Origin of the sequence: Citrobacter amalonaticus (assembly GCF_018252635.1) — a bacterium.
Classification (GTDB): domain Bacteria; phylum Pseudomonadota; class Gammaproteobacteria; order Enterobacterales; family Enterobacteriaceae; genus Citrobacter_A; species Citrobacter_A amalonaticus_E.
The window spans coordinates 115,719-137,594 of record NZ_JAGTXM010000007.1 but is presented as its reverse complement, the minus strand read 5'-3'; the positions used below and the strand labels follow the sequence as shown (position 1 = coordinate 137,594).

The 21,876-nt window shown below is 55.6% G+C and carries 16 protein-coding genes; 7 read left to right on the top strand and 9 right to left on the bottom strand.

Features of this window, described 5'->3' with window-relative positions:
• Nucleotides 1-35: 35 nt before the first annotated feature.
• Together argB and argC are read right to left on the bottom strand one after the other, a co-directional pair.
• Complete coding sequence (gene argB, locus KE671_RS21115; RefSeq protein ID WP_206164607.1) at nucleotides 36-812, bottom strand: acetylglutamate kinase; 777 nt, start codon at nucleotides 810-812, stop codon at nucleotides 36-38.
• A 7-nt stretch (nucleotides 813-819) separates the two neighbouring features.
• Nucleotides 820-1,824 carry an N-acetyl-gamma-glutamyl-phosphate reductase gene (gene argC / locus KE671_RS21110; protein WP_206164606.1) on the bottom strand — a complete coding sequence of 335 codons (1,005 nt, stop codon included), beginning with the start codon at nucleotides 1,822-1,824 and terminating at the stop codon, nucleotides 820-822.
• An 88-nt stretch (nucleotides 1,825-1,912) separates the two neighbouring features.
• On the opposite strand from argC, the gene argE reads away from it, so the two are divergent.
• The 4 genes from argE to KE671_RS21090 all read left to right on the top strand — a co-directional run bounded on the left by argE (nucleotide 1,913) and on the right by KE671_RS21090 (nucleotide 8,964).
• Nucleotides 1,913-3,064, top strand: coding sequence for an acetylornithine deacetylase (gene argE, locus KE671_RS21105; RefSeq protein WP_206164605.1), 1,152 nt, complete (start codon nucleotides 1,913-1,915; stop codon nucleotides 3,062-3,064).
• A 371-nt stretch (nucleotides 3,065-3,435) separates the two neighbouring features.
• On the top strand, nucleotides 3,436-6,087 hold the full coding sequence (ppc, locus tag KE671_RS21100) for a phosphoenolpyruvate carboxylase (protein ID WP_206164604.1): 2,652 nt from the start codon (nucleotides 3,436-3,438) through the stop codon (nucleotides 6,085-6,087).
• A gap of 204 nt (nucleotides 6,088-6,291) precedes the next feature.
• Nucleotides 6,292-8,025, top strand: coding sequence for a phosphoethanolamine transferase CptA (locus KE671_RS21095; RefSeq protein ID WP_206164603.1), 1,734 nt, complete (start codon nucleotides 6,292-6,294; stop codon nucleotides 8,023-8,025).
• Between the two features lie 87 nt (nucleotides 8,026-8,112).
• Nucleotides 8,113-8,964 (top strand): helix-turn-helix transcriptional regulator, encoded by an 852-nt coding sequence (locus KE671_RS21090; protein WP_206164602.1) that lies wholly within the window; start codon nucleotides 8,113-8,115, stop codon nucleotides 8,962-8,964.
• Here KE671_RS21090 and KE671_RS21085 read toward each other — a convergent pair.
• The 5 genes from KE671_RS21085 to KE671_RS21065 all read right to left on the bottom strand — a co-directional run bounded on the left by KE671_RS21085 (nucleotide 8,951) and on the right by KE671_RS21065 (nucleotide 13,980).
• A complete protein-coding gene (locus KE671_RS21085; protein WP_206164601.1) occupies nucleotides 8,951-9,307 on the bottom strand; it encodes a PTS fructose-like transporter subunit IIB in 357 nt (118 codons plus the stop codon). The two genes, KE671_RS21090 and KE671_RS21085, sit on opposite strands and share 14 nt — an antisense overlap.
• 1 nt (nucleotide 9,308) lies before the next feature.
• Nucleotides 9,309-10,187, bottom strand: coding sequence for a [formate-C-acetyltransferase]-activating enzyme (locus KE671_RS21080; RefSeq protein ID WP_206164600.1), 879 nt, complete (start codon nucleotides 10,185-10,187; stop codon nucleotides 9,309-9,311).
• Nucleotides 10,153-12,450 (bottom strand): formate C-acetyltransferase, encoded by a 2,298-nt coding sequence (locus tag KE671_RS21075; protein WP_206164599.1) that lies wholly within the window; start codon nucleotides 12,448-12,450, stop codon nucleotides 10,153-10,155. The genes KE671_RS21080 and KE671_RS21075 overlap by 35 nt, the downstream gene beginning before the upstream one ends.
• A gap of 114 nt (nucleotides 12,451-12,564) precedes the next feature.
• Nucleotides 12,565-12,885, bottom strand: coding sequence for a PTS fructose-like transporter subunit IIB (locus KE671_RS21070; RefSeq protein WP_206164598.1), 321 nt, complete (start codon nucleotides 12,883-12,885; stop codon nucleotides 12,565-12,567).
• A gap of 15 nt (nucleotides 12,886-12,900) precedes the next feature.
• The gene (locus KE671_RS21065) at nucleotides 12,901-13,980 is read right to left on the bottom strand and encodes a PTS fructose transporter subunit EIIC (RefSeq protein WP_206164597.1); all 1,080 of its coding nucleotides are present in this window, start codon (nucleotides 13,978-13,980) and stop codon (nucleotides 12,901-12,903) included.
• Between the two features lie 308 nt (nucleotides 13,981-14,288).
• On the opposite strand from KE671_RS21065, the gene ptsP reads away from it, so the two are divergent.
• The 3 genes from ptsP to gldA are packed head-to-tail and all read left to right on the top strand — an operon-like array spanning nucleotide 14,289 to nucleotide 18,580.
• Nucleotides 14,289-16,790, top strand: coding sequence for a phosphoenolpyruvate--protein phosphotransferase (ptsP, locus tag KE671_RS21060; protein WP_206164596.1), 2,502 nt, complete (start codon nucleotides 14,289-14,291; stop codon nucleotides 16,788-16,790).
• Nucleotides 16,791-16,801: 11 nt separating this feature from the next.
• The gene (gene fsa / locus KE671_RS21055) at nucleotides 16,802-17,464 is read left to right on the top strand and encodes a fructose-6-phosphate aldolase (RefSeq protein WP_206164595.1); all 663 of its coding nucleotides are present in this window, start codon (nucleotides 16,802-16,804) and stop codon (nucleotides 17,462-17,464) included.
• Nucleotides 17,465-17,476: 12 nt separating this feature from the next.
• Entirely contained in the window at nucleotides 17,477-18,580 is a 1,104-nt protein-coding gene (gene gldA, locus KE671_RS21050; protein ID WP_206164594.1) for a bifunctional L-1,2-propanediol dehydrogenase/glycerol dehydrogenase, read from the top strand.
• 44 nt (nucleotides 18,581-18,624) lie between these two features.
• Here the strand turns inward: gldA and KE671_RS21045 are convergent, their stop codons facing one another.
• Together KE671_RS21045 and katG are read right to left on the bottom strand one after the other, a co-directional pair.
• Entirely contained in the window at nucleotides 18,625-19,530 is a 906-nt protein-coding gene (locus KE671_RS21045; RefSeq protein WP_206164593.1) for a DMT family transporter, read from the bottom strand.
• A gap of 108 nt (nucleotides 19,531-19,638) precedes the next feature.
• Nucleotides 19,639-21,819, bottom strand: coding sequence for a catalase/peroxidase HPI (gene katG / locus KE671_RS21040; protein WP_206164592.1), 2,181 nt, complete (start codon nucleotides 21,817-21,819; stop codon nucleotides 19,639-19,641).
• Nucleotides 21,820-21,876: the final 57 nt, after the last annotated feature.

Sequence of the window (21,876 nt, the reverse complement as noted above, 5' to 3'; positions counted from 1 at the left end):
CCGATAAGGCATAGCCGCCATCGGGCACAAAATAATTAAGCCAAAATACGGGTGCCAATCGGCGTGCCGTTGAACAGCGCCGGGAGCTGCTCGGCATGACGCCAGGAGGCGATATCCACCGGGCGACCCAGCGTCCGCGCCGCATCCAGCGCGGCATTCACCTTCACAATCATGCCATCGGTGATAATGCCCTGGTCAATCAATTGTTCCGCTTTCGCGGCGGTCATTTCAGCAATGCGCTGACCTTTACCGTCGAGAATACCACTCACGTCAGAAAGCAAAATCAAATCCGCCCCCAGCGTTGCCGCCAGCGCCGTCGCCGCCTGGTCCGCGTTCACGTTCATCAACTGCCCTTCTTCCGTCACACCAATCGAGCTGACGACCGGCAGAAAACCATTATCCAGCAGCGTGTTAATCAGCGTTGGCGAACCCGGCTGCGCCAGTCCAACGTGTCCAAGCTCTTCGTCGAGCTGAGTCACTTTTACGCTATCGCCATCGCCAAGATACAGGCCGACAGAGGCAATCTGGTGTTTCTTCGCCCAGGCCAGCAACGTTTTATTCGCCGTCCCCGCAAGCGCCCCGGTGATGATGTCGATCTGGTCAGCAGGCGTGACGCGCAGGCCATTTTTCTTTTTCACGGGCAGATTGAGCCCTTTCATCAGCTCATCAACGACACAACCGCCGCCGTGCACAATGACCAGCGGACGCTGATGCGACTCGCGATAATTCACCAGCGCGGTAAAAAGACGCTCCAGCGCCTCTTCGCTATCCAGTAATACGCCACCCAGCTTGATAATTAATGGATTCATCATTGCACCCTTAAATAAGAGACTGCGTTTCAGCAAAGCCGAAACGGATATTGGCGCACTGCACTGCCTGTGCGGCGGCGCCTTTCAACAAGTTATCTTCGGTTGCCACCACAATCAAATGTTCACCCTGTACGGCGAAACCGATATCGCAGAACGGCAACCCAACAACATTCTTCAGCGCCGGAACGCCTTTGTCATACAGGCGCACCAGCGGTTTATCCGCATACGCCTGCTGCAATACCTGCGCGATCTGCGCCGAGGTTACGCCCGGCTGTAGTCGACAGGTGATTGTTTCCAGGATCCCACGCGGGAAATTGCCCAGATGCGGGGTGAAAATCACCTCCGTCCCCAAATGGGTGGCGATCTCTGGCTGATGACGATGGGTAAACACACCATACGGTTGCAGGCTCACTTCGCAGAAGCTGTTGGACAGCGCCGCTTTACGCCCCGCTCCGCTCACCCCGCTGGTCGCGTTAATCACCGGCCATTGCGCCAAATCCAGCAGCCCGGCATCAATCAGTGGTTTCAAAGAGAGCTGCGCCGCCGTGGGATAGCACCCTGGCACCGCAATCAGATTTGCTTCTTTCAGTTTGTCGGCACTCCACTCCGCCAGGCCGTAAACCGCTTGTTCGAGCAGGTCGGGATGCTGATGGGTAAAGCCATAGTATTTTTCGTAGAACCCGGCATCGTTCACGCGGAAGGCACCGGAAAGGTCGAAGACCACGCAACCGGCAGCCAGAAATTGCGGCGCCAGGTCATGGCTGACCTCGTGGGCGGTGGCTAAAAACACCACATCGACGCCGTCGGTAAACTCGTTGATATCGGACATCGGCTGCAATGGCAGATCGACAATGCCTTTAAGCTGTGGATGCAAATCAGAAATTAACTTTCCCGCATCATTGCTTTGCGCTGAGACGGTCAAAGCGGTTATGGTCATATGAGGGTGGCGATTCACGTAGCTTACAAGCTCTGCGCCCGCATAACCGCTAGCGCCTACAATCAGCGTATTCAACATCAGGTTCCTTTATGCTCAACGTTAATGTATTTTTATGCACATTTATTGCATGAATATTGATACTATCACGACCTAAGGTGTGTCAACAATGAAAATGAACTTACCGCCATTTATCGAGATCTACCGCGCGCTGATTGCCACGCCGTCCATCAGCGCGACCGAAGAAGCACTGGATCAGAGCAATGAGTCTTTAATCAATCTGCTGGCGGGTTGGTTCAGCGATCTCGGTTTCAACGTTGAGATTCAACCGGTCCCGGGAACCCGCAATAAATTCAATCTGCTGGCCAGTACCGGACAAGGAGCGGGCGGCTTACTGCTCACGGGCCATACCGATACCGTGCCGTTTGACGATGGGCGCTGGACGCGCGATCCCTTCACCCTCACCGAGCATGATAATAAGCTCTACGGTCTGGGTACCGCGGATATGAAGGGATTCTTCGCTTTTATTCTCGACGCGCTTCGCGACGTCGATGTGACACAACTGAAAAAACCGCTCTACATCCTGGCGACAGCAGATGAAGAGACCAGCATGGCGGGGGCACGTTACTTCTCGGAGAACGCGTCGATTCGTCCGGATTGCGCAATCATCGGTGAGCCCACGTCACTACAGCCGATTCGCGCTCACAAAGGTCATATTTCGACGGCGGTACGGGTGATGGGCCAGTCCGGTCACTCCAGCGATCCGGCACGCGGCGTGAACGCCATCGAACTCATGCACGACGCGATTGGTCGCATTATGCAACTGCGCGACGCCCTGAAGGAACGTTATCACTACGATGCTTTCACCGTGCCGTATCCCACTCTTAATCTGGGTAGTTTGCACGGTGGCGATGCGTCAAACCGCATATGCGCCTGCTGTGAACTGCATATGGATATCCGTCCGCTGCCGGGGATGACGCTGGGCGATCTGGATGGCCTGCTGACGGAAGCTCTGGCACCGGTGAGCGAGCGCTGGCCGGGTCGTCTGACGGTTTCCGAGCTCCATCCGCCGATCCCTGGTTACGAGTGTCCGCCGGACCATCAGCTTGTTGAGGTGGTAGAGAAATTACTGGGCGAGAAAACGGATGTGGTGAACTACTGCACCGAAGCGCCGTTTATTCAGACACTGTGTCCGACGCTGGTGTTGGGCCCGGGCTCTATCAATCAGGCGCACCAGCCGGATGAATACCTTGAGACGCGCTTTATCAAACCCACTCGGGAATTAATCACCCAGGTCGTTCATCACTTTTGCTGGCACTGATCGAACAACCGGCTTTCCCGGCCTACCTCCGATTGTAGGCCGGATACGCGTAGCGCCATCCGGCAATGCATTATCACATTCCGATAAGCATTTCTTATCTGGCTGGATGTGAATTAAATTTCGTAAATTACCCGCATTTATTCGTTTGCTGAACCGATTTCGCCGCAATTGACGCCACGGGTTTTACGTGGCTTTATAAAAGACGACTAATAAACAAAGTCCGAAAGATTTCGTGTCACAGCAAGGCGGCAAACGAGGCTATCCCAGGGAGCTTACATAAGTAAGTGACCTGGGTGGGCGAGCGCAGCCAACGCCGCTGTGGCGCGAAAGATACAGGACTCATAGATTAAAGATGGGGTGTCTGGGTTAATATGAACGAACAATATTCCGCGTTGCGTAGTAATGTCAGTATGCTCGGCAAAGTGCTGGGAGAAACCATCAAGGATGCGCTGGGAGAGAACATTCTTGATCGCGTAGAAACAATCCGTAAGCTGTCTAAATCCTCACGCGCTGGCAATGAAGCTCATCGCCAGGAGTTACTCACCACGTTACAAAATCTGTCAAATGACGAGTTGCTGCCGGTTGCACGCGCATTTAGCCAGTTCCTGAACCTGGCCAACACCGCCGAGCAATATCACAGCAGTTCGCCAAAAGGCGAAGGCGCCAGCAACCCGGAAGTGATTGCCCGCACCCTGCGTAAGCTGAAAAGCCAGCCGGACCTGAACGACGCCATCATCAAAAAAGCGGTGGAGTCGCTGTCTCTGGAGCTGGTGCTGACCGCACATCCGACGGAAATTACCCGTCGCACGCTGATCCACAAAATGGGCGAAATCAACGCCTGTCTGAAGCAACTCGATAACAACGATATCGTTGAATACGAACGCCACCAGCTGATGCGTCGTCTGCGCCAGTTGATTGCCCAGTCCTGGCACACCGATGAAATTCGTAAGCTGCGCCCGAGCCCGGTTGATGAAGCAAAATGGGGCTTTGCAGTGGTCGAGAACAGCCTGTGGCAGGGCGTCCCGAACTATTTACGCGAACTCAATGAACAGTTGGAAGAGAATCTGGGCTACCAGCTACCCGTTGATTTCGTTCCAGTACGTTTCACCTCGTGGATGGGCGGTGACCGTGACGGCAACCCGAATGTGACCGCGGATATCACTCGCCACGTTCTGCTGCTGAGTCGCTGGAAAGCAACCGACCTGTTCCTGAAAGATATTCATGTTCTGGTTTCCGAGCTGTCGATGGTCGATGCCACGCCGGAGCTGTTAGCGATGGTCGGCGAAGAAGGCGCATCGGAGCCTTACCGCTATCTAATGAAAAACCTGCGCGCGCGCCTGATGGCAACCCAGGCCTGGCTGGAAGCGCGTCTGAAAGGCGAGAAGCTGCCGAAACCGGCAGGTCTGCTGACGCAAAACGAACAGCTGTGGGAACCACTGTACGCCTGCTACCGGTCGCTGCAAGCCTGCGGCATGGGTATTATCGCCAACGGTGAACTGCTCGACACCCTCCGTCGCGTGAAATGTTTTGGCGTTCCGTTAGTACGTATTGATATCCGCCAGGAAAGTACCCGCCACACCGAAGCGCTGGGTGAACTGACCCGCTACCTCGGCATCGGGGATTACGAAAGCTGGTCAGAAGCGGACAAACAGGCCTTCCTGATCCGCGAGCTGAACTCCAAACGCCCGCTGCTACCGCGCAACTGGGAGCCGAGTGATGACACTCGTGAAGTGCTCGACACCTGTAAAGTCATTGCTGAAGCGCCGAAAGGTTCAATTGCCGCTTACGTCATTTCGATGGCAAAAACGCCGTCCGACGTGCTGGCCGTGCATCTGCTGTTGAAAGAGGCAGGAATTGGCTTCGCCATGCCGGTGGCTCCCCTGTTTGAAACCCTCGACGATCTGAACAACGCCGACGATGTCATGACCCAACTGCTGAACATCGACTGGTACCGCGGTCTGATTCAGGGCAAACAGATGGTGATGATTGGCTATTCCGACTCGGCGAAAGACGCCGGGGTAATGGCCGCCTCCTGGGCGCAGTACCAGGCGCAGGATGCGCTGATCAAAACCTGTGAGAAAGCCGGTATCGAACTGACGCTGTTCCATGGCCGCGGCGGCTCCATCGGTCGCGGGGGCGCGCCGGCCCATGCCGCCCTGCTTTCACAACCACCGGGTAGCCTGAAAGGCGGTCTGCGCGTGACCGAACAGGGCGAGATGATCCGCTTCAAATACGGTCTGCCGGAAGTCACCGTCAGCAGCCTGTCGCTATATACCAGCGCCATTCTGGAAGCGAACCTGCTGCCGCCGCCAGAGCCGAAAGACGACTGGCGTCATATCATGGACGAACTTTCGGTCATCTCCTGTGACCTGTACCGTGGCTACGTGCGTGAAAACAAAGACTTTGTCCCATACTTCCGCTCCGCAACGCCGGAACAGGAACTGGGCAAACTGCCGCTCGGCTCGCGTCCGGCGAAACGTCGTCCGACCGGTGGGGTGGAATCCCTGCGCGCCATTCCGTGGATCTTCGCCTGGACGCAGAATCGCCTGATGCTGCCAGCCTGGCTGGGTGCCGGTACCGCGCTGCAAAAAGTGGTTGAAGATGGTAAGCAGAGCGAACTGGAAGCCATGTGCCGCGACTGGCCGTTCTTCTCCACGCGTCTCGGCATGCTGGAAATGGTGTTCTCGAAAGCGGATTTGTGGCTGGCGGAATACTACGATCAGCGTCTGGTGGCGAAAGAGCTGTGGCCGCTGGGCAAAGAGCTGCGCGAACTGCTGGAAGAGGACATCAAAGTGGTGCTGGCGATTGCCAACGATTCGCATCTGATGGCCGATCTCCCGTGGATTGCGGAGTCTATCCAGTTACGTAATATCTACACCGACCCGCTGAACGTCCTGCAGGCTGAGCTGTTACACCGTTCACGACTGACAGAACAACAGGGCAAAGACCCCGATCCTCGCGTTGAACAGGCGCTGATGGTCACCATCGCCGGCGTGGCGGCAGGTATGCGTAATACCGGCTAATTTCCCCCCTCCCCCCCTCTCGTGCTATTGCACGCGAGGGGGCTGAAATATTTCTGTCATACCCCCCCCACATTCACTATATTTCTGTCTGTTTTTTCCGCCGTGAGATTTTTCAGAGCAACCTATGCCTTTGCGCCGGTGCTTCAGATTCTCTTAAGGTTTTGTCGCTACGTTTGGCTCCACGTTTAAAGACAGGCTAACACTATGCAATCCTCAACCCTCCAGTCTACGCCATCATTTAGCTGGAAAGCCCTTGGCTGGGCGCTGCTCTATTTCTGGTTTTTCTCATCTTTACTACAGGTTATTATTTTAGTTTCCGGATTTAGCGGCACCAACGGGCTGCGTGACTCGTTGCTTTACAGTTCCCTTTGGCTGATCCCGATTTTCCTGTTTCCGAGTCGGACCCGCATTATTGCTGCGGTAGTGGGGGTCGTATTGTGGGCGACTTCGCTGGCCACGCTCTGCTATTTTGTCATCTACGGGCAAGAGTTTTCGCAAAGCGTCCTGTTCGTGATGTTTGAGACCAATGCCAACGAAGCCAGCGAATATCTGAGCCAGTACTTCAGTCTGAAAATCATCGCTATAGCGCTGGCTTATACCGTCGTCGCCGTATTTCTCTGGACGCGACTGCGCCCCGTCTATATTCCCGGACGCTGGCGTTGGCTCGTCTCTTTTGCGTTGCTATATGGACTGATCCTGAACCCGTTTGTGGTGCGTTCTGCGTTTGGCGACTCACCGTATGAGAAGACGCTAAGCGGCCTCTCCTCGCGCATGGAGCCAGCGGCGCCGTGGCAGTTTGTCATTGGGTATTACCAGTATCAGCGCCAGTTAACCTCACTCAACAACCTGTTGAGCCAGAACCATGCACTGCCTCCGCTGAGTAATTTTAAAGACACTTCGGGCGACGCGCCGCGCACGCTGGTGCTGGTGATTGGCGAATCGACTCAACGTGGTCGCATGAGTCTGTACGGTTATCCGCGTGAAACCACGCCAGAACTGGACGCCTTGCATCAGTCAGACCCGAATCTGACCGTGTTTAATAACGTTGTGACCTCACGCCCTTACACGATCGAAATCTTGCAACAGGCGCTGACCTTCGCGAACGAGAAGAACCCGGACCTGTATCTGACGAAACCGTCGCTGATGAACATGATGAAACAGGCAGGCTATAAAACCTTCTGGATCACCAATCAGCAGACAATGACTGCGCGTAACACCATGCTGACGGTCTTCTCTAAGCAGACCGACGAGCAGTTCTATATGAACCAGCAGCGTACACAAAGCGCCCGCGAATATGACACTAACGTACTGACGCCATTTAAAGAAATCATGGCTGACCCGGCACCGAAAAAGTTCATCATCGTACATTTGCTGGGTACACACATTAAGTACAAATTCCGCTATCCGGAAGACCAGGGCAAGTTCGACGGCAGTACCGACCATGTCCCGCCAGGCCTGAATGCGGAGGAGCTGGAATCGTATAACGATTATGACAACGCTAACCTGTATAACGATAAGGTCGTCTCGAGCCTGATTAAGGATTATAAAGCGACCGATCCGAACGGTTTCCTGCTCTATTTCTCCGACCACGGTGAAGAGGTGTATGACACCCCGCCGCATAAAACGCAGGGTCGCAATGAGGACAACCCAACACGTCACATGTATACCGTGCCGTTCCTGCTGTGGACATCCGAGAAATGGCAGGCCGCGCATCCGCGTGATTTCTCACAGGATGTGAATCGTAAGTACAGCAGTTCGGAACTGATCCACACCTGGTCCGACTTAGCCGGTCTGACCTACGACGGTTTCGATCCGACGCGTTCCATCACCAGCCCGCAGTTCAAAGAAACGACGCGCTGGATTGGCAACCCGTACAAGAAAAATGCGCTGATTGATTACGACACGCTGCCGTATGGCGATCAGGTCGGAAATCAGTAAATCCTTCAACAGGCCACGCTTTTTAGGGTGGCCTTTTTTCACCCTGGCGGTTACTGTTTCCCTGTCTGCGCAACGCAAGGGATCATCATGTATCAAGACATCAGCCATCTCCTTTCTCGCCTGATTCATGGCCCCACGCCGCTGCGCCAGATTTTCTTTGCCAGTACGCTCACCCCTATCCCGGAGCTGGCGTATCAGGTTGATTTTCCCCGTCTGGAAATCGTGCTGGAAGGTGAACTGACCGATGCCAGCCTCACCGACACGCTCGCCCCGTGCGATGTCCTTTATGTGCCCGCTGGCGGCTGGAATCTTCCGCAGTGGCAGGTGCCGGTCATCACGCTCAGTATTCTGTTCGGTAAACAACAGCTGGGATTCAGCGTGGTGCAATGGGATGGGAAGACGTACCAGAATCTGGTCAAACAGCACGTGGCCCGCCGCGGTCCGCGTATTGGCTCCTTTCTGCTGCAGACGCTCAATGAAATGCAAATGCAACCACAAGAGCAGCAGACGGCGCGATTGATTGTCGCCAGCCTGCTCAGCCACTGTCGCGATCTGCTCGGCAGCCAGATTCAAACCGCCTCACGCAGCCAGGCGCTGTTTGAGGCTATCCGCGACTACATTGACGAGCGCTACGCCTCACCGCTCACCCGGGAATCGGTGGCGCAGGCGTTCTATATCTCACCGAACTATCTCTCACATCTGTTTCAAAAAACGGGAGCGGTTGGCTTTAACGAATACCTGAACCATACGCGACTGGAACACGCGAAAACGCTGTTGAAAGGTTACGACTTAAAAGTGAAAGAGGTCGCGCACACCTGCGGATTTGTGGACAGTAACTACTTTTGCCGCCTGTTTCGTAAAAACACCGAACGTTCGCCATCAGAATATCGTCGTCAGTATCACAGCCAGCTTACGGAAAAGCAGGTTACTCCAGAATAAGATGGGTATATTGCGGAGCAGAAAGCAACTTACGCACCGCGCTCATGACACGCTGCGGCTCGCGTAGAAAGGCGTTAATACCTGACTGAACATAGCGGCATTGGGTAAAACGCTCCGCGCCTGCCAGTTCGATATCGGTAATCAGCAACACAGCATCCGCCCGACGGATATCCTCTTCGGTTAAGCGATTTTCCGTACCGAGCGCCCCTTGCGTTTCAATCTTGATGGACCACTTTTCCTGTTGGCATAACTTCTCCAGCCGTTCAGCCGCCATGTAGGTATGGGCCACACCGCTTACGCAGGCCGTCACTGCGACCAGAAATCGCCCTGTTGAAACGGACATATTAACCTCCTGTTGTGACCTGAAAGCCCGCGTTCTCCGCCATCTCACGCATTTGAGCAATAACCTGTTCCGTTGGCGCAGGAGTGTCCTTCATCACCCAATGCTGGCCGAGCAACCGATATTTTGGTTCGCCATAGCGATGAAACGGTAACAGGTGCAATTGCTTTATACCAAGCGATAGCAGCAACGTCAGCGCACGTTGCATATTCTCATGCGTAAGCGTGTAGTCGGGGATCAGCGGCAAACGGGGGATCACGTTAACGCCCTCCGCCACCAGCATCCGCAAATTAGCCACCACGCGCGGCATGTTCATTGCCACAATCTCACGAGCCCGTTCTGGCTCCATGATCTTTAAATCGAACAGCACTTCATCACACGCTTTCGCCAGTGGAAGCAGTCGACGGGCGGGGGCATCGCCTGCCGTTTCAATTGCACAATGCACACCCCAGCGCCGCAACCGTTGTAAGAACCGCGTGGCAAAGCCCGCCTGCATCAGCACTTCACCGCCTGATAGCGTCACCCCGCCGCCAGAGGTGCGAAAGAAAACGTCATCTTTCATCACCTCGCGTTCCAGTTCATCCAGGGTGATGTCGCGGCCAATCCGCTCAAACGCCCCGGAAGGACACTCGTCGGTATCACGCAGACAAGGCGTACAGTGCAGGCATTTGCTTTCCCGTCGCACTGTTTCAATTCGTGGCGAGATCGATTCCGGATTAGCGCACCACGGGCAGGTGTGTGGGCAGCCTTTAAAAAAGACCACCGTGCGGATCCCCTGACCGTCATTCAGCGAATATCGTTGAATATTGAAGATACGCGCGACCTCCTCGTCGCACGACTCCACAACCTCACAGCTGATGCGCGGTGCGGCGAATGATGTCATCCTGAATCTCCTTCGACAGCTCGACAAAGAAGGCGCTATACCCTGCCACGCGAACCACCAGCCCGGCGAAATCCTGGGGTCGCAACTGCGCTTCCCGCAGCGTTTCAGCATTCACCACGTTAAACTGAACATGCTGCAATTTGAGCTGGGTAAAGGCGCGTAAGAAATCACACAGCTTGCGTAATCCTGCCTCACCTTCCAGCGTGGCGGGCGTGAACTTCACGTTCAACAACGTCCCGTTGGACAGCAGCGTGTTATCCAGTTTACTGACCGATTTCAGCACCGCCGTCGGACCCTGCATATCCTGCCCGAGCATCGGCGACAGGCCACCATCCGCCAGTTGCTCTGCGGAATAACGCCCGTCCGGCGTCGCCCCGACCACCGCTCCCAACGGTACGTGTGCGGAAACGGTATAAGAGCCCGGCGTAAACTGACCGCCACGCGGATTCTGATATTTCTCCACCTCTTTACAGTAATAACGTAGCAGTTCAGCGCTGATGTTATCCACCTCATCAATGTCATTACCGTATTTCTGGAAGCGGTTGATCAGCCTGGCGCGGATCTTTTCCCCTTCCGGCGTGGCAAAGTTAGCCTTTAGCACCGCAAGAAGTTCGTCAAAACTGATACGTTGCTGCTCAAACACCAGTCCATTCAGCGCATGCAGAGAGTCGCTGAGATTGGCAATGCCAATGCCCTGCACACCAGAGAAATTATAGCGCGCCCCACCATCGGTAATGTCACATCCCTTCTCCAGACAGTCACTGATAAATGAAGAGAGCAGCGGCACCGGCGCCCAGTCGCGATGACCGATATCGCAAATATTGCTGCCTTCGACCATCAGCGTGATGTAGTGGCTGATTTTGGCGCGAATATGCGCCAGCAGACCGTCGTAAGTCAGCTCGCCATTACCTTCATTCTCGTACAGGCTAATTTCCATAACCTTCAACAGGTTGAACATGGCGATATCATGCAGGCCGTAAGTTCTGCCCGGAATCGACAACTCCACGCACCCCACCACCGCATAATCACGCGCATCTTCCAGCGAGACGCCCCGGTTGAGGAATGCCGGGATCACCACTTCGTCATTAAAGATCTGCGGAATGCCGGTTCCCAGCCGAATGGTCTCGGCGGTTTTCATCAGAAACGGCGTATCAATCAGCGCGTTGGTGCGAACACCCAGATTCGGCTGGGGTAACTGTACGTTCTGATAGGCGTCCAGACAGAGGAATGAAAGCACGTTTACCGCACTGCGGCCATTTTCCGTCAGGCCGCCGAGTAGCGCGGTATAACCCGTCGGGAAGCCAGCGAAATAACGTGCGCTGCTGGTCGAACGCAGAAGCACGATGTCGTTGCATTTTACCCACAGCGATTCGAGTAACTCTTTCAGGAATGCAGGATCTTCACCCTGCGTCAGCGACGCCTGATAAAACGGCAGCATGTACTGATCGAAACGCCCCAGCGACAGCGAACTGGCGTTGGACTCGTACTGCAAAATAATGTTCATGTACCAGAACAACTGGCACGCCTGCCAGAAGGTTTGCGGCTTATCCTGCGCGTTGTGCCGCGAGTTGGCGGCAATCGTCAGCAATTCCTGGCGACGCGCGGCGTCCGGGCAACGTTCAGCCATGCTTTCCGCCAGTATGGCATAGCGCAGAATATGGCGCTGCGACGCTTCCAGCAACAGCAGCGCCGCCTGATAAAAGACGTTATCCGGTTCCTGCTGGCAGTGCGTGCGCATCTGCGCCACCAGTTCACCCAGCCCGTGATTCAGCAGGCGTGGATAATCAATGATGATATGCCCCTGCCCCTTATCCGTCTGGTTGATGCTAAAAATCTGGGTGCTGACGGCGGCCTTGACCTCATCCGTCATCTGACCGTTGATGAAATCCTTCATCGACCGTTTTTCCCAGTAAGGGAATAGCACATCACGATAGAGGCGTTTATCGTCTTCGCTGATGTCAAAACGGTCCTGGGGACGGGTCGGAAACTGATCCAACTCCTTGAGCAGCCAGTACGGATCCATTTCCGGCGACATGATGCCCGCCCGCGGCTTAACGGTACGGTTGCCGGCAATCAGTTCCTCATCACGAATCGAAATCGCGACATGCTCAAGAATATAAGCCGTCGCTTTCGCCCGACGTAAAATGACCGGCTCCCCTTCCGTCTGCTGATGGCTGGCGGTATACAGCACCGCACGTTCAAGTGAGATTTCGCGGTTATTTTTAAAAAGGGCGGTTTTGAGACGATGGATACGGTTAGTCATGAGGGACTCCTGTAGAAAGCCTGTTGCCGGATGGCGGCGTGAACACCTTATCCGGCCTACAGGTGTTAACATCGTAGGCCGGATAAGCGAAGCGCCATCCGGCAAACAAAACGGTTACGCAGTCTGCGCCAGATGGGCACCAATCTTGTTCATGATCGCGTCAGCGCGTTTCACTGCATCGCTGATGTTGACGCGCACGATGGTTTTACCTGCAAAACGCTCCTCAAATTTGATGCCGATATCTTTGGTCAGAATGACGATATCTGCCTGCGCCACATCAGCGGGTGTCAGTTCATTTTCCAGACCAATCGAGCCCTGCGTCTCAACTTTTACGTCCCAGCCTTTTGCTTTGGCTGCGCTTTCCAGCGCTTCGGCGGCCATATAGGTATGGGCAACACCTGAAGGACATGCGGTTACTGCAATAATTTTCGTCATGACGCCACTCCTCACTTAATTAATTTCAAAATCTAAATCCAGATCGTCTTCTTTCTCGTCGGTCTGAGAGACATTCTTCCGCGCCAGACTTTTCAGCACGTTCACGCAAACCGCGGTAACCACCGCACCCACCGCCACTGCGGCGACATAGCCCAGCTTGCCTTCAACTACCGGCAGAACAATCAGTCCACCCCAACCGGCGTAACACTGCGCACCAAACAGCGCCGCAGTGACCGCGCCACAGGCCGAGCCCAGCATGATGGAAGGAATGACGCGCAGCGGGTCAGCGGCGGCGAAAGGAATCGCCCCTTCGGTAACGCCCACACAGCCCATCACCAGCGCAGCTTTACCGGCTTCGCGCTCTTCAGAAGAGAAGTTTTTACGCCCTACCAGCGTCGCCAGCCCCAGACCCAGCGGCGGCACGCAGATCCCAACAGCCGCAATGGCCACCACGGTGTAAACCCCTTGCGCCACACAAATCAGCATAAAGGCGTAGGCAACTTTGTTGATCGGCCCCCCCATGTCAAAGGCCAGCATCAGCCCCATAATCACGGCCAACATCACGATACTGCCCTGCTGCATGCCCTGTAGCCACTGGGTCAGGCTGGAGGTCAGTGCGCCTACGGGTTCGCCCAGCCCCCACATCATGATGCCCGCCGTAATAAAGGTCCCGACGATAGGAATCACGAAGATGGGCATCACGGAGCGCAGCACCTTATGGACCGGAATTTTTTTCATGTAGTGCACGACAATACCGCCGATAATCCCGGCAATCAGCGCCCCAAAGAATCCGGCGCCGAAGCTATTACCCACCCAGGCACCAATTGCACAGGGCGCCAGCGCGGAGCGTTCGGCAATGGAATAACCGATGTACGCCGCGAGGAAAGGCACCATTAGCGTCAGCCCGGCCACACCGATATCAAACAGCTTTTTGAGATTCGGATCGGTCGCGGCATCTGGCACTGCGCCTTTGCCATACAGCATGACGGAGACCGCCAGTAATATGCCGCCCGCGACCACAAAGGGGATCATATGCGACACCCCCGTCATCAAATGCTGACGGGTATTTTTCAGGATTTGTACCAACTCATTCATAAGTCGCTCCCGGGCAGGTGTTTGCCCATGTCCATAACGTTGTTGTGGCAAACAATAGGCAATCCGCAAGGGCGCAGACAGTGGATAAAAAGGCCATTTACTGGATTTTTGTAATGTCAGTACAAAAATGAGATCCGCCTCATAAGTTGAGGAATAAGAGAATTCATGGACACCACGAGGAGTTGTGAACTATCTCCCACTTTCCGCCTTACATTACATTTGTCCAGTTTTTGGCAGAATTGTCACATGGCAGCGAACAAGCAAGGCCTTTTATCCTGTAGGCAGAAAACCGTTATGGGAGAGAGGCAATGGCCCTGATTGTGGAATTTACCTGTGAGCTGCCCAATGGCGTCCATGCACGCCCGGCAAGCCATGTTGAGACACTGTGTAACACCTTTACTTCACACATTGAGTGGCACAACCTGCGAACCGATCGTAAGGGCAACGCCAAGAGCGCACTGGCGCTGATTGGCACAGATACGCTGGCCGGCGACCATTGCCAGTTGCTGATTACAGGAGCGGATGAAGCCGATGCCCATCAGCGCCTGAGCCAGTGGCTGCGCGACGAGTTCCCCCACTGCGATGCTCCGCTGGCAGAGGTCAATAACAGCGAATTAGAACCGCTGCCGGCCTCGTTAACGCACCTGAATCCGCGGCTTTTTCGCGCCCGTAGCGTTTGCAGTGGCAGCGCGGGCGGTATCCTGACGCTTCTCTCTTCGCTGGATCTCAACGCGCTCGGCGACCTTCCGGTGGCAAGCGATGTGGAAAGCGAGCAGTCGGCGCTGGATCGCGGCTTAACGCTCCTCGTGAAAAACATTGCGTTTCGTTTACTCGACAGTGACGGCGCCACCAGCGCTATTCTGGAAGCCCACCGCTCGCTGGCAGGCGATACCTCCTTGCGTCAGCATCTGCTGGCAGGCGTTTCTCGTGGCTTAAGCTGCGCGCAGGCGATTGTCGACAGTGCCAACCATTTCTGCGATGAGTTTGCCCGTTCCAGCAGCAGCTATTTGCAGGAACGCGCGCTGGACGTGCGCGACGTCTGCTTCCAGTTGTTGCAACACATCTACGGCGAAAAACGCTTTCCGGCCCCCGGAAAGCTAACCCAACCTACCATCTGCATGGCGGATGAGTTGACGCCCAGCCAGTTCCTGGAACTGGACAAAACGTTCCTCAAAGGGCTGCTGCTGAAAAGCGGCGGTACAACTTCACACACCGTGATTCTTGCTCGTTCATTCAACATTCCCACCCTGGTCGGCGTCGCGATTGACGCCTTAACCCCGTGGCTGCAGCAAGAGGTCTATATCGACGGCAATGCAGGGGCAGTGGTGGTCGCACCTGACGAACCCGTCAGCCGTTACTATCAGCAGGAAGCCCGCGTGCTTGAGGCGCTACGCGAACAACAGCGCGTCTGGCTGACCCAGGAAGCGCGCACGGCCGATGGTATCCGTATGGAAGTTGCCGCCAACATCGCCCACTCCGTGGAAGCGCAGGCGGCATTCGGCAACGGCGCGGAGGCGGTTGGCCTGTTCCGTACCGAAATGCTGTATATGGACCGGATCAGCGCGCCAGGAGAGAACGAGCTGTACAACATTTTTTGCCAGGCACTGGAATCCGCACAGGGGCGTAGCATTATTGTGCGCACGATGGATATCGGCGGCGATAAGCCCGTTGATTACCTGAATATTCCTGCTGAAGCCAACCCGTTCCTCGGCTATCGCGCCGTGCGTATCTATGAAGAGTACGCTGCGCTGTTTACCACCCAGCTACGGTCGATCCTGCGCGCATCGGCGCACGGTAGCCTGAAAATTATGATCCCGATGATCTCCTCGATGGAAGAGATCCTGTGGGTGAAAGAGAAACTGTCGGAAGCCAAACAGCAACTGCGCAATGAGCAGATCCCGTTTGATGAGAAGATCCCGCTCGGCATTATGCTGGAAGTCCCGTCAGTGATGTTCATTATCGATCAGTGTTGTGAAGAGATTGATTTCTTTAGCATTGGCAGTAACGACCTGACGCAATACCTGCTGGCTGTTGACCGCGATAACGCCAAAGTCACTCGCCACTACAACAGCCTGAACCCGGCCTTCCTGCGAGCGCTGGATTTCGCGGTGCAGGCGGTCCATCGTCAGGGGAAATGGATCGGCCTGTGTGGCGAACTCGGGGCAAAAGGCTCCGTTCTGCCGCTGCTGGTCGGGCTGGGACTGGATGAAATCAGCATGAGCGCGCCCTCCATTCCTGCCGCCAAAGCGCGAATGGCACAACTCGACAGTCGCGCCTGCCGACAGTTGCTGAATCAGGCGATGGCCTGTCGCACGTCGCTGGAAGTGGAGCATCTGCTGGCGCAGTTCCGCATGACGCAGCAGGACGCCCCGCTGGTCACCGCCCAGTGCATCACCCTCGACAGCGACTGGCGCAGCAAAGAAGAGGTGATCAAAGGGATGACCGACAACCTACTGCTCGCCAGCCGCTGCCGCTACCCCCGCAAACTGGAAGCCGATCTGTGGGCGCGCGAGGCGGTGTTCTCTACGGGGCTGGGCTTTAGCTTCGCTATTCCGCACAGCAAATCTGAACATATTGAGCAGTCCACGATAAGCGTCGCGCGCCTGAAAGCGCCCGTCCGCTGGGGAGATGATGAGGCGCAGTTCATCATTATGCTGACGCTCAATAAACACGCTGCGGGGGACCAGCACATGCGTATCTTCTCGCGCCTGGCCCGTCGCATTATGCACGAAGAATTTCGCAATGCGCTGGTGAATGCCGCGTCTGCCGACGCGATTGCCAACCTGCTGCAACATGAGCTTGAACTTTAAGAGGAAGCAAAATGGAACTGTATCTGGATAGCGCCAACGTGGCGGAAGTCGAACGTCTGGCCCGCATCTTCCCAATCGCCGGGGTGACGACCAACCCGAGTATTGTCGCGGCAAGCAAAGAATCCATCTGGGATGTTCTGCCGCGTCTGCAAAAGGTGATTGGCGAAAACGGCGTTCTGTTTGCCCAGACCATGAGTCGCGATGCGCAGGGAATGGTGAACGAAGCTAAACGGCTGAACAATGCCGTTCCGGGAATTGTGGTGAAAATCCCGGTCACCTCTGAAGGACTGGTCGCCATCAAACAGTTGAAAAAAGAGGGCATAGTCACCCTGGGAACCGCGGTGTACAGCGCGTCTCAGGGACTGCTTGCCGCACTGGCGGGGGCGAAATATGTCGCGCCTTATGTCAATCGTGTTGATGCCCAGGGCGGGGACGGTATCCGCACCGTTCAGGAATTACAGACGCTACTGGAACGTCATGCGCCAAAAAGCAAAGTGCTGGCTGCCAGTTTCAAAACCCCGCGCCAGGCGCTGGATTGTCTACTGGCGGGTTGTGAAGCGATCACCCTTCCTTTAGATGTAGCGCAACAAATGCTCAATACCCCTGCGGTACAGTCGGCTGTTGAGAAGTTTGAGCAAGACTGGAAAAACGCATTCGGTAACATCAACCTGTAAGGGAGATAAAGTATGGATCGCATTATTCAATCACCTGGTAAGTACATCCAGGGTGCAGATGTCATCACTCGTCTTGGCGAATACCTCAAGCCGTTGGCTGAACGTTGGCTGGTTGTCGGCGACAAATTTGTTCTCGGTTTCGCTCAGGGCGAACTGGAAGAAAGCTTTAAAAATGCAGGGCTGACGCTGGAAGTTGCGCCATTTGGCGGTGAATGCTCGCAAAACGAGATCGACCGTCTGCGCAGCGTGGCGGAAAACGCACAATGTGGCGCCGTGCTCGGCATCGGCGGCGGTAAAACGCTGGATACCGCGAAAGCCCTTGCCCACTTTATGAACCTGCCTGTGGCGATCGCGCCGACCATCGCCTCAACCGATGCGCCATGTAGTGCCCTTTCCGTTATCTACACCGATGCCGGTGAATTTGATCGTTATCTGCTGTTACCGCATAACCCGCATATGGTTATCGTTGACACCAAAATCGTTGCCGGTGCTCCGGCGCGTCTGTTAGCCGCAGGGATTGGTGATGCGCTGGCAACCTGGTTTGAAGCTCGCGCCTGTTCACGCAGCGGCGCGATCACTATGGCGGGCGGCCAATGCACTCAGGCGGCACTGGCGCTGGCTGAACTGTGCTACAACACGCTCCTCGAAGAGGGTGAAAAAGCGATGCTCGCCGCCGAGCAGCACGTCGTGACTCCGGCGCTTGAGCGCGTGATTGAGGCCAATACCTATCTGAGCGGCGTCGGCTTTGAAAGCGGCGGTCTGGCTGCCGCACACGCGGTTCACAACGGTCTGACAGCAATCCCGGATGCGCACCACTACTACCACGGTGAAAAAGTGGCGTTTGGTACGCTGACTCAGCTGATTCTGGAAAACGCGCCGGTTGAAGAGATTGAGACCGTTGCCGCGCTGTGCCACTCCGTCGGTCTGCCGATTACGCTGGCGCAACTGGATATTAAACAGGATATCCCGGCGAAGATGCGTATCGTGGCGGAAGCCTCCTGTGCGGAAGGTGAAACCATGCACAACATGCCTGGCGGCATAACGCCGGATCAGGTTTATGCCGCGCTGTTGGTTGCCGACCAGTACGGTCAGCGCTATCTGCAAGAGTGGGAATAATCCGCGCTGCACTCCCGGCATGGCCGGGAGTGTTTCTCATCTCATCAGGCCCGTTCGACTGCCTGTCGCTCACGCTTTTTCCGGCTGACAATGGCCAGCGCCATCACGATCAGTACGATTCCCCCACCTTCAACGGGACCGGGGTTTTCCCCCAGCAACCACCAGGAAAACAGCACACTACAGACCGGCACCGCCAGGGTGCTTAAGCTGGCAATGCTGGCTGGCAAATTCTTCAGGACAAACAGCCACAAACTCCAGGCCAGCGCCGTCGCCAGAATCGCGCTATATCCCAGCGCCCAGAGAACCACCGGCTGCCAGTCGACTTCCCGCTGCGGCACCCGCCAGGCCACCGCACTCATCACCAGCGCGGCATACAACATCTGCCAGGCCGTTAATGACAGCAAATCGACGCGTGGATGGCGGACATACAGACGTTTAGCGACAATGGCGCTCGCTCCCCAACTGACTCCGGAGAGAATCGCCAGCAGAGCGCTCTTCAGCGTGGATACATTCAGTTGCCACGGTTGCAGCACCAGCACTAGCCCTGCTGCGGCAATAGCGATCGCGACATATTGCAGGCGTCGCAGTCGTTCACCCAGGAACAGCGCCGCCAGAATGACGACCCAGAACGGCATGGTGTAGGTCAGGATCGCGACCTTTCCCGCCCCGCCGCTGACCAGCGCCCACTGGCCAAAACCAATCATTCCGCAGGTCTGCAACAGCGCTATCGCCAGCGTAAACCGAAACGGCGTCGGGCGCAGACCGCGGCCACGCAACAGGAGGACGATGAATAATAGTAACGCTCCGAAGATACAGCGTAATGCAGTGAAGTCGAACGCGCCGATATAGCTCGTGACCTGCTTCATAAAAATCCAGCTATAGCTCCAGATAAGGGTAAGCAAAATAAGACCACCGATTGCCAGTGGATTGCCCTTTCCTGAGACAGACATGATAGATCCAGTAGATTGACGTTTCCTGCGGACACTATACCCCTACTGATGCACATCAGCGACTGCAAGCAGTCGCTGATGTGGGTGCAGATTACGTCAGAATCGGGATTACTGCAGGTCGAAGCGGTCCAGGTTCATCACTTTCACCCATGCCGCGACGAAGTCCTTCACAAACTTCACATGCGCATCGCTACCGGCATACACTTCCGCCAGAGCACGTAATACCGCGTGAGAGCCAAAGACCAGATCCGCACGGGAAGCGGTGTATTTCACTTCACCAGTCTGACGATCGCGACCTTCAAACTGTTCGTTTGACTCATCAACCGGTTTCCATTCGTGACGCATATCCAGCAGGTTAACGAAGAAGTCATTGCTGAGTACGCCCGGACGATCGGTAAAGACGCCGTGCTTACTGCCATCGTAGTTCGCGCCAAGCACGCGCAGACCACCCACCAGCACGGTCATTTCCGGCGCGGTCAGGGTCAACTGCTGCGCTTTATCGATCAACAGAGACTCTGTTGTTGCCGCGCCAGGTTCACCGCGATAGTTACGGAAACCATCGGCGATTGGCTTAAGCAGTTCAAACATCTCGATATCCGTCTGATCCTGACGTGCGTCCACACGACCTGGAGTAAACGGCACATGAATGCTGACACCTGCAGCGCTGGCGGCTTTTTCAACCCCCACGACACCCGCCAGAACGATGATATCGGCCAGTGACGCTTTAGCGGAATCACGCTGGATTTTCTCCAGAACCGGCAGCGCACGTGTAGCAATCGCATTGACATCCCAGCCGCGCTGCGGCGCTAATGCCAGACGCGCGCCGTTCGCCCCGCCACGTTTATCACCACCGCGGAAGGTCGACGCAGACGCCCACGCAACGGACACCAGTTCGCCCACAGAGAGGCCGGAATCAGCAATGGCAGACTTCAGGCTCAGGATATCTTCTTCCGTTGGATTGAAGGTGGGTTGCGGCAGCGGATCCTGCCAAATCAGATCTTCTTTTGGCACTTCCGGTCCGATGTAACGCGCTTTCGGCCCCATATCGCGGTGGGTCAGTTTGAACCACGCACGGGCAAAGGCTTCGTTAAATGCCTGCGGATCGTTCAGGAAGCGACGGGAAATTTTCTCGAATTCCGGATCAAAACGCAGCGTCAGGTCGGTGACCAGCATCGTCGGCTTACGTTTTTTCGACGGGTCGAACGGATCAGGAATAATTTCTGGCGCATCAACCGCTTCAAACTGGATGGCACCAGCCGGACTACGCGTCTGTACCCACTCATATTTGAACAGGTTCTCGAAGAAGTAGTTGCTCCACTGGGTTGGGGTTTGCGTCCAGACCACTTCCAGTCCGGATGTAATCGCATCCGCGCCTACACCGCTACCAAAATCGCTTTTCCAGCCTAAACCCTGGTTTTCGATCGGCGCCACTTCCGGGTCCGGGCCGACGTGCGTCGCCGGGCCGGCGCCGTGAGTTTTACCCAATGTGTGACCGCCCGCAATCAACGCGACGGTTTCTTCATCGTTCATCCCCATGTTGCCAAAGGTGGCACGAATCGCTGAAGCTGCAGAAAGCGGTTCACCGCTGGCGTTAGGGCCTTCCGGGTTAACGTAGATCAGCCCCATCTCGGTGGCGGCTAAAGGACGTTTTGCCAGTTCTTCCGGATCACGGTGGGCAAGCCACGTTTTCTCATCGCCCCAGTTCACATCCAGATCCGGTTCCCAGACGTCCTCACGACCTGCACCGAAACCAAAGGTACGGAAGCCCGAGTTTTCCAGCGCGACATTACCCGCCAGAATAAACAGGTCTGCCCAGGAAATTTTTTGACCGTATTTTTGCTTGATAGGCCACAGCAGACGACGTGCTTTATCCAGGCTCACGTTATCCGGCCAGGAGTTCAGGGGAGCGAAACGCTGCTGTCCACGACCCGCGCCGCCGCGGCCGTCAACGGAACGATAGGTACCTGCGCCGTGCCAGGCCATGCGGATAAACAGACCGGCATACGTTCCCCAGTCAGCAGGCCACCACGGTTGAGATTCGGTGAGAAGCGCTCTGAGATCGCCTTTCAGCGCGGCATAGTCTAATTTGCTGAATTCTTTGCGGTAATCGAAATCTTCACCCAGTGGGTTTGAGCGACTGGAGTGTTGGTTTAAAAGGTCGACGCGGAGCTGGTTAGGCCACCAGTCACGGCTGGTTGTTCCTGCTCCAGCGCTCTGGTCATAGCCGCCCTGATGGAAAGGACATTTTCCGGCGGACGTCGGGTTATGGATATCGTCTGGCGTGCTCATCTATATGCTCCCTTTACAGTGTTTACATTACGATATACACCTACAGAGATAAGATAT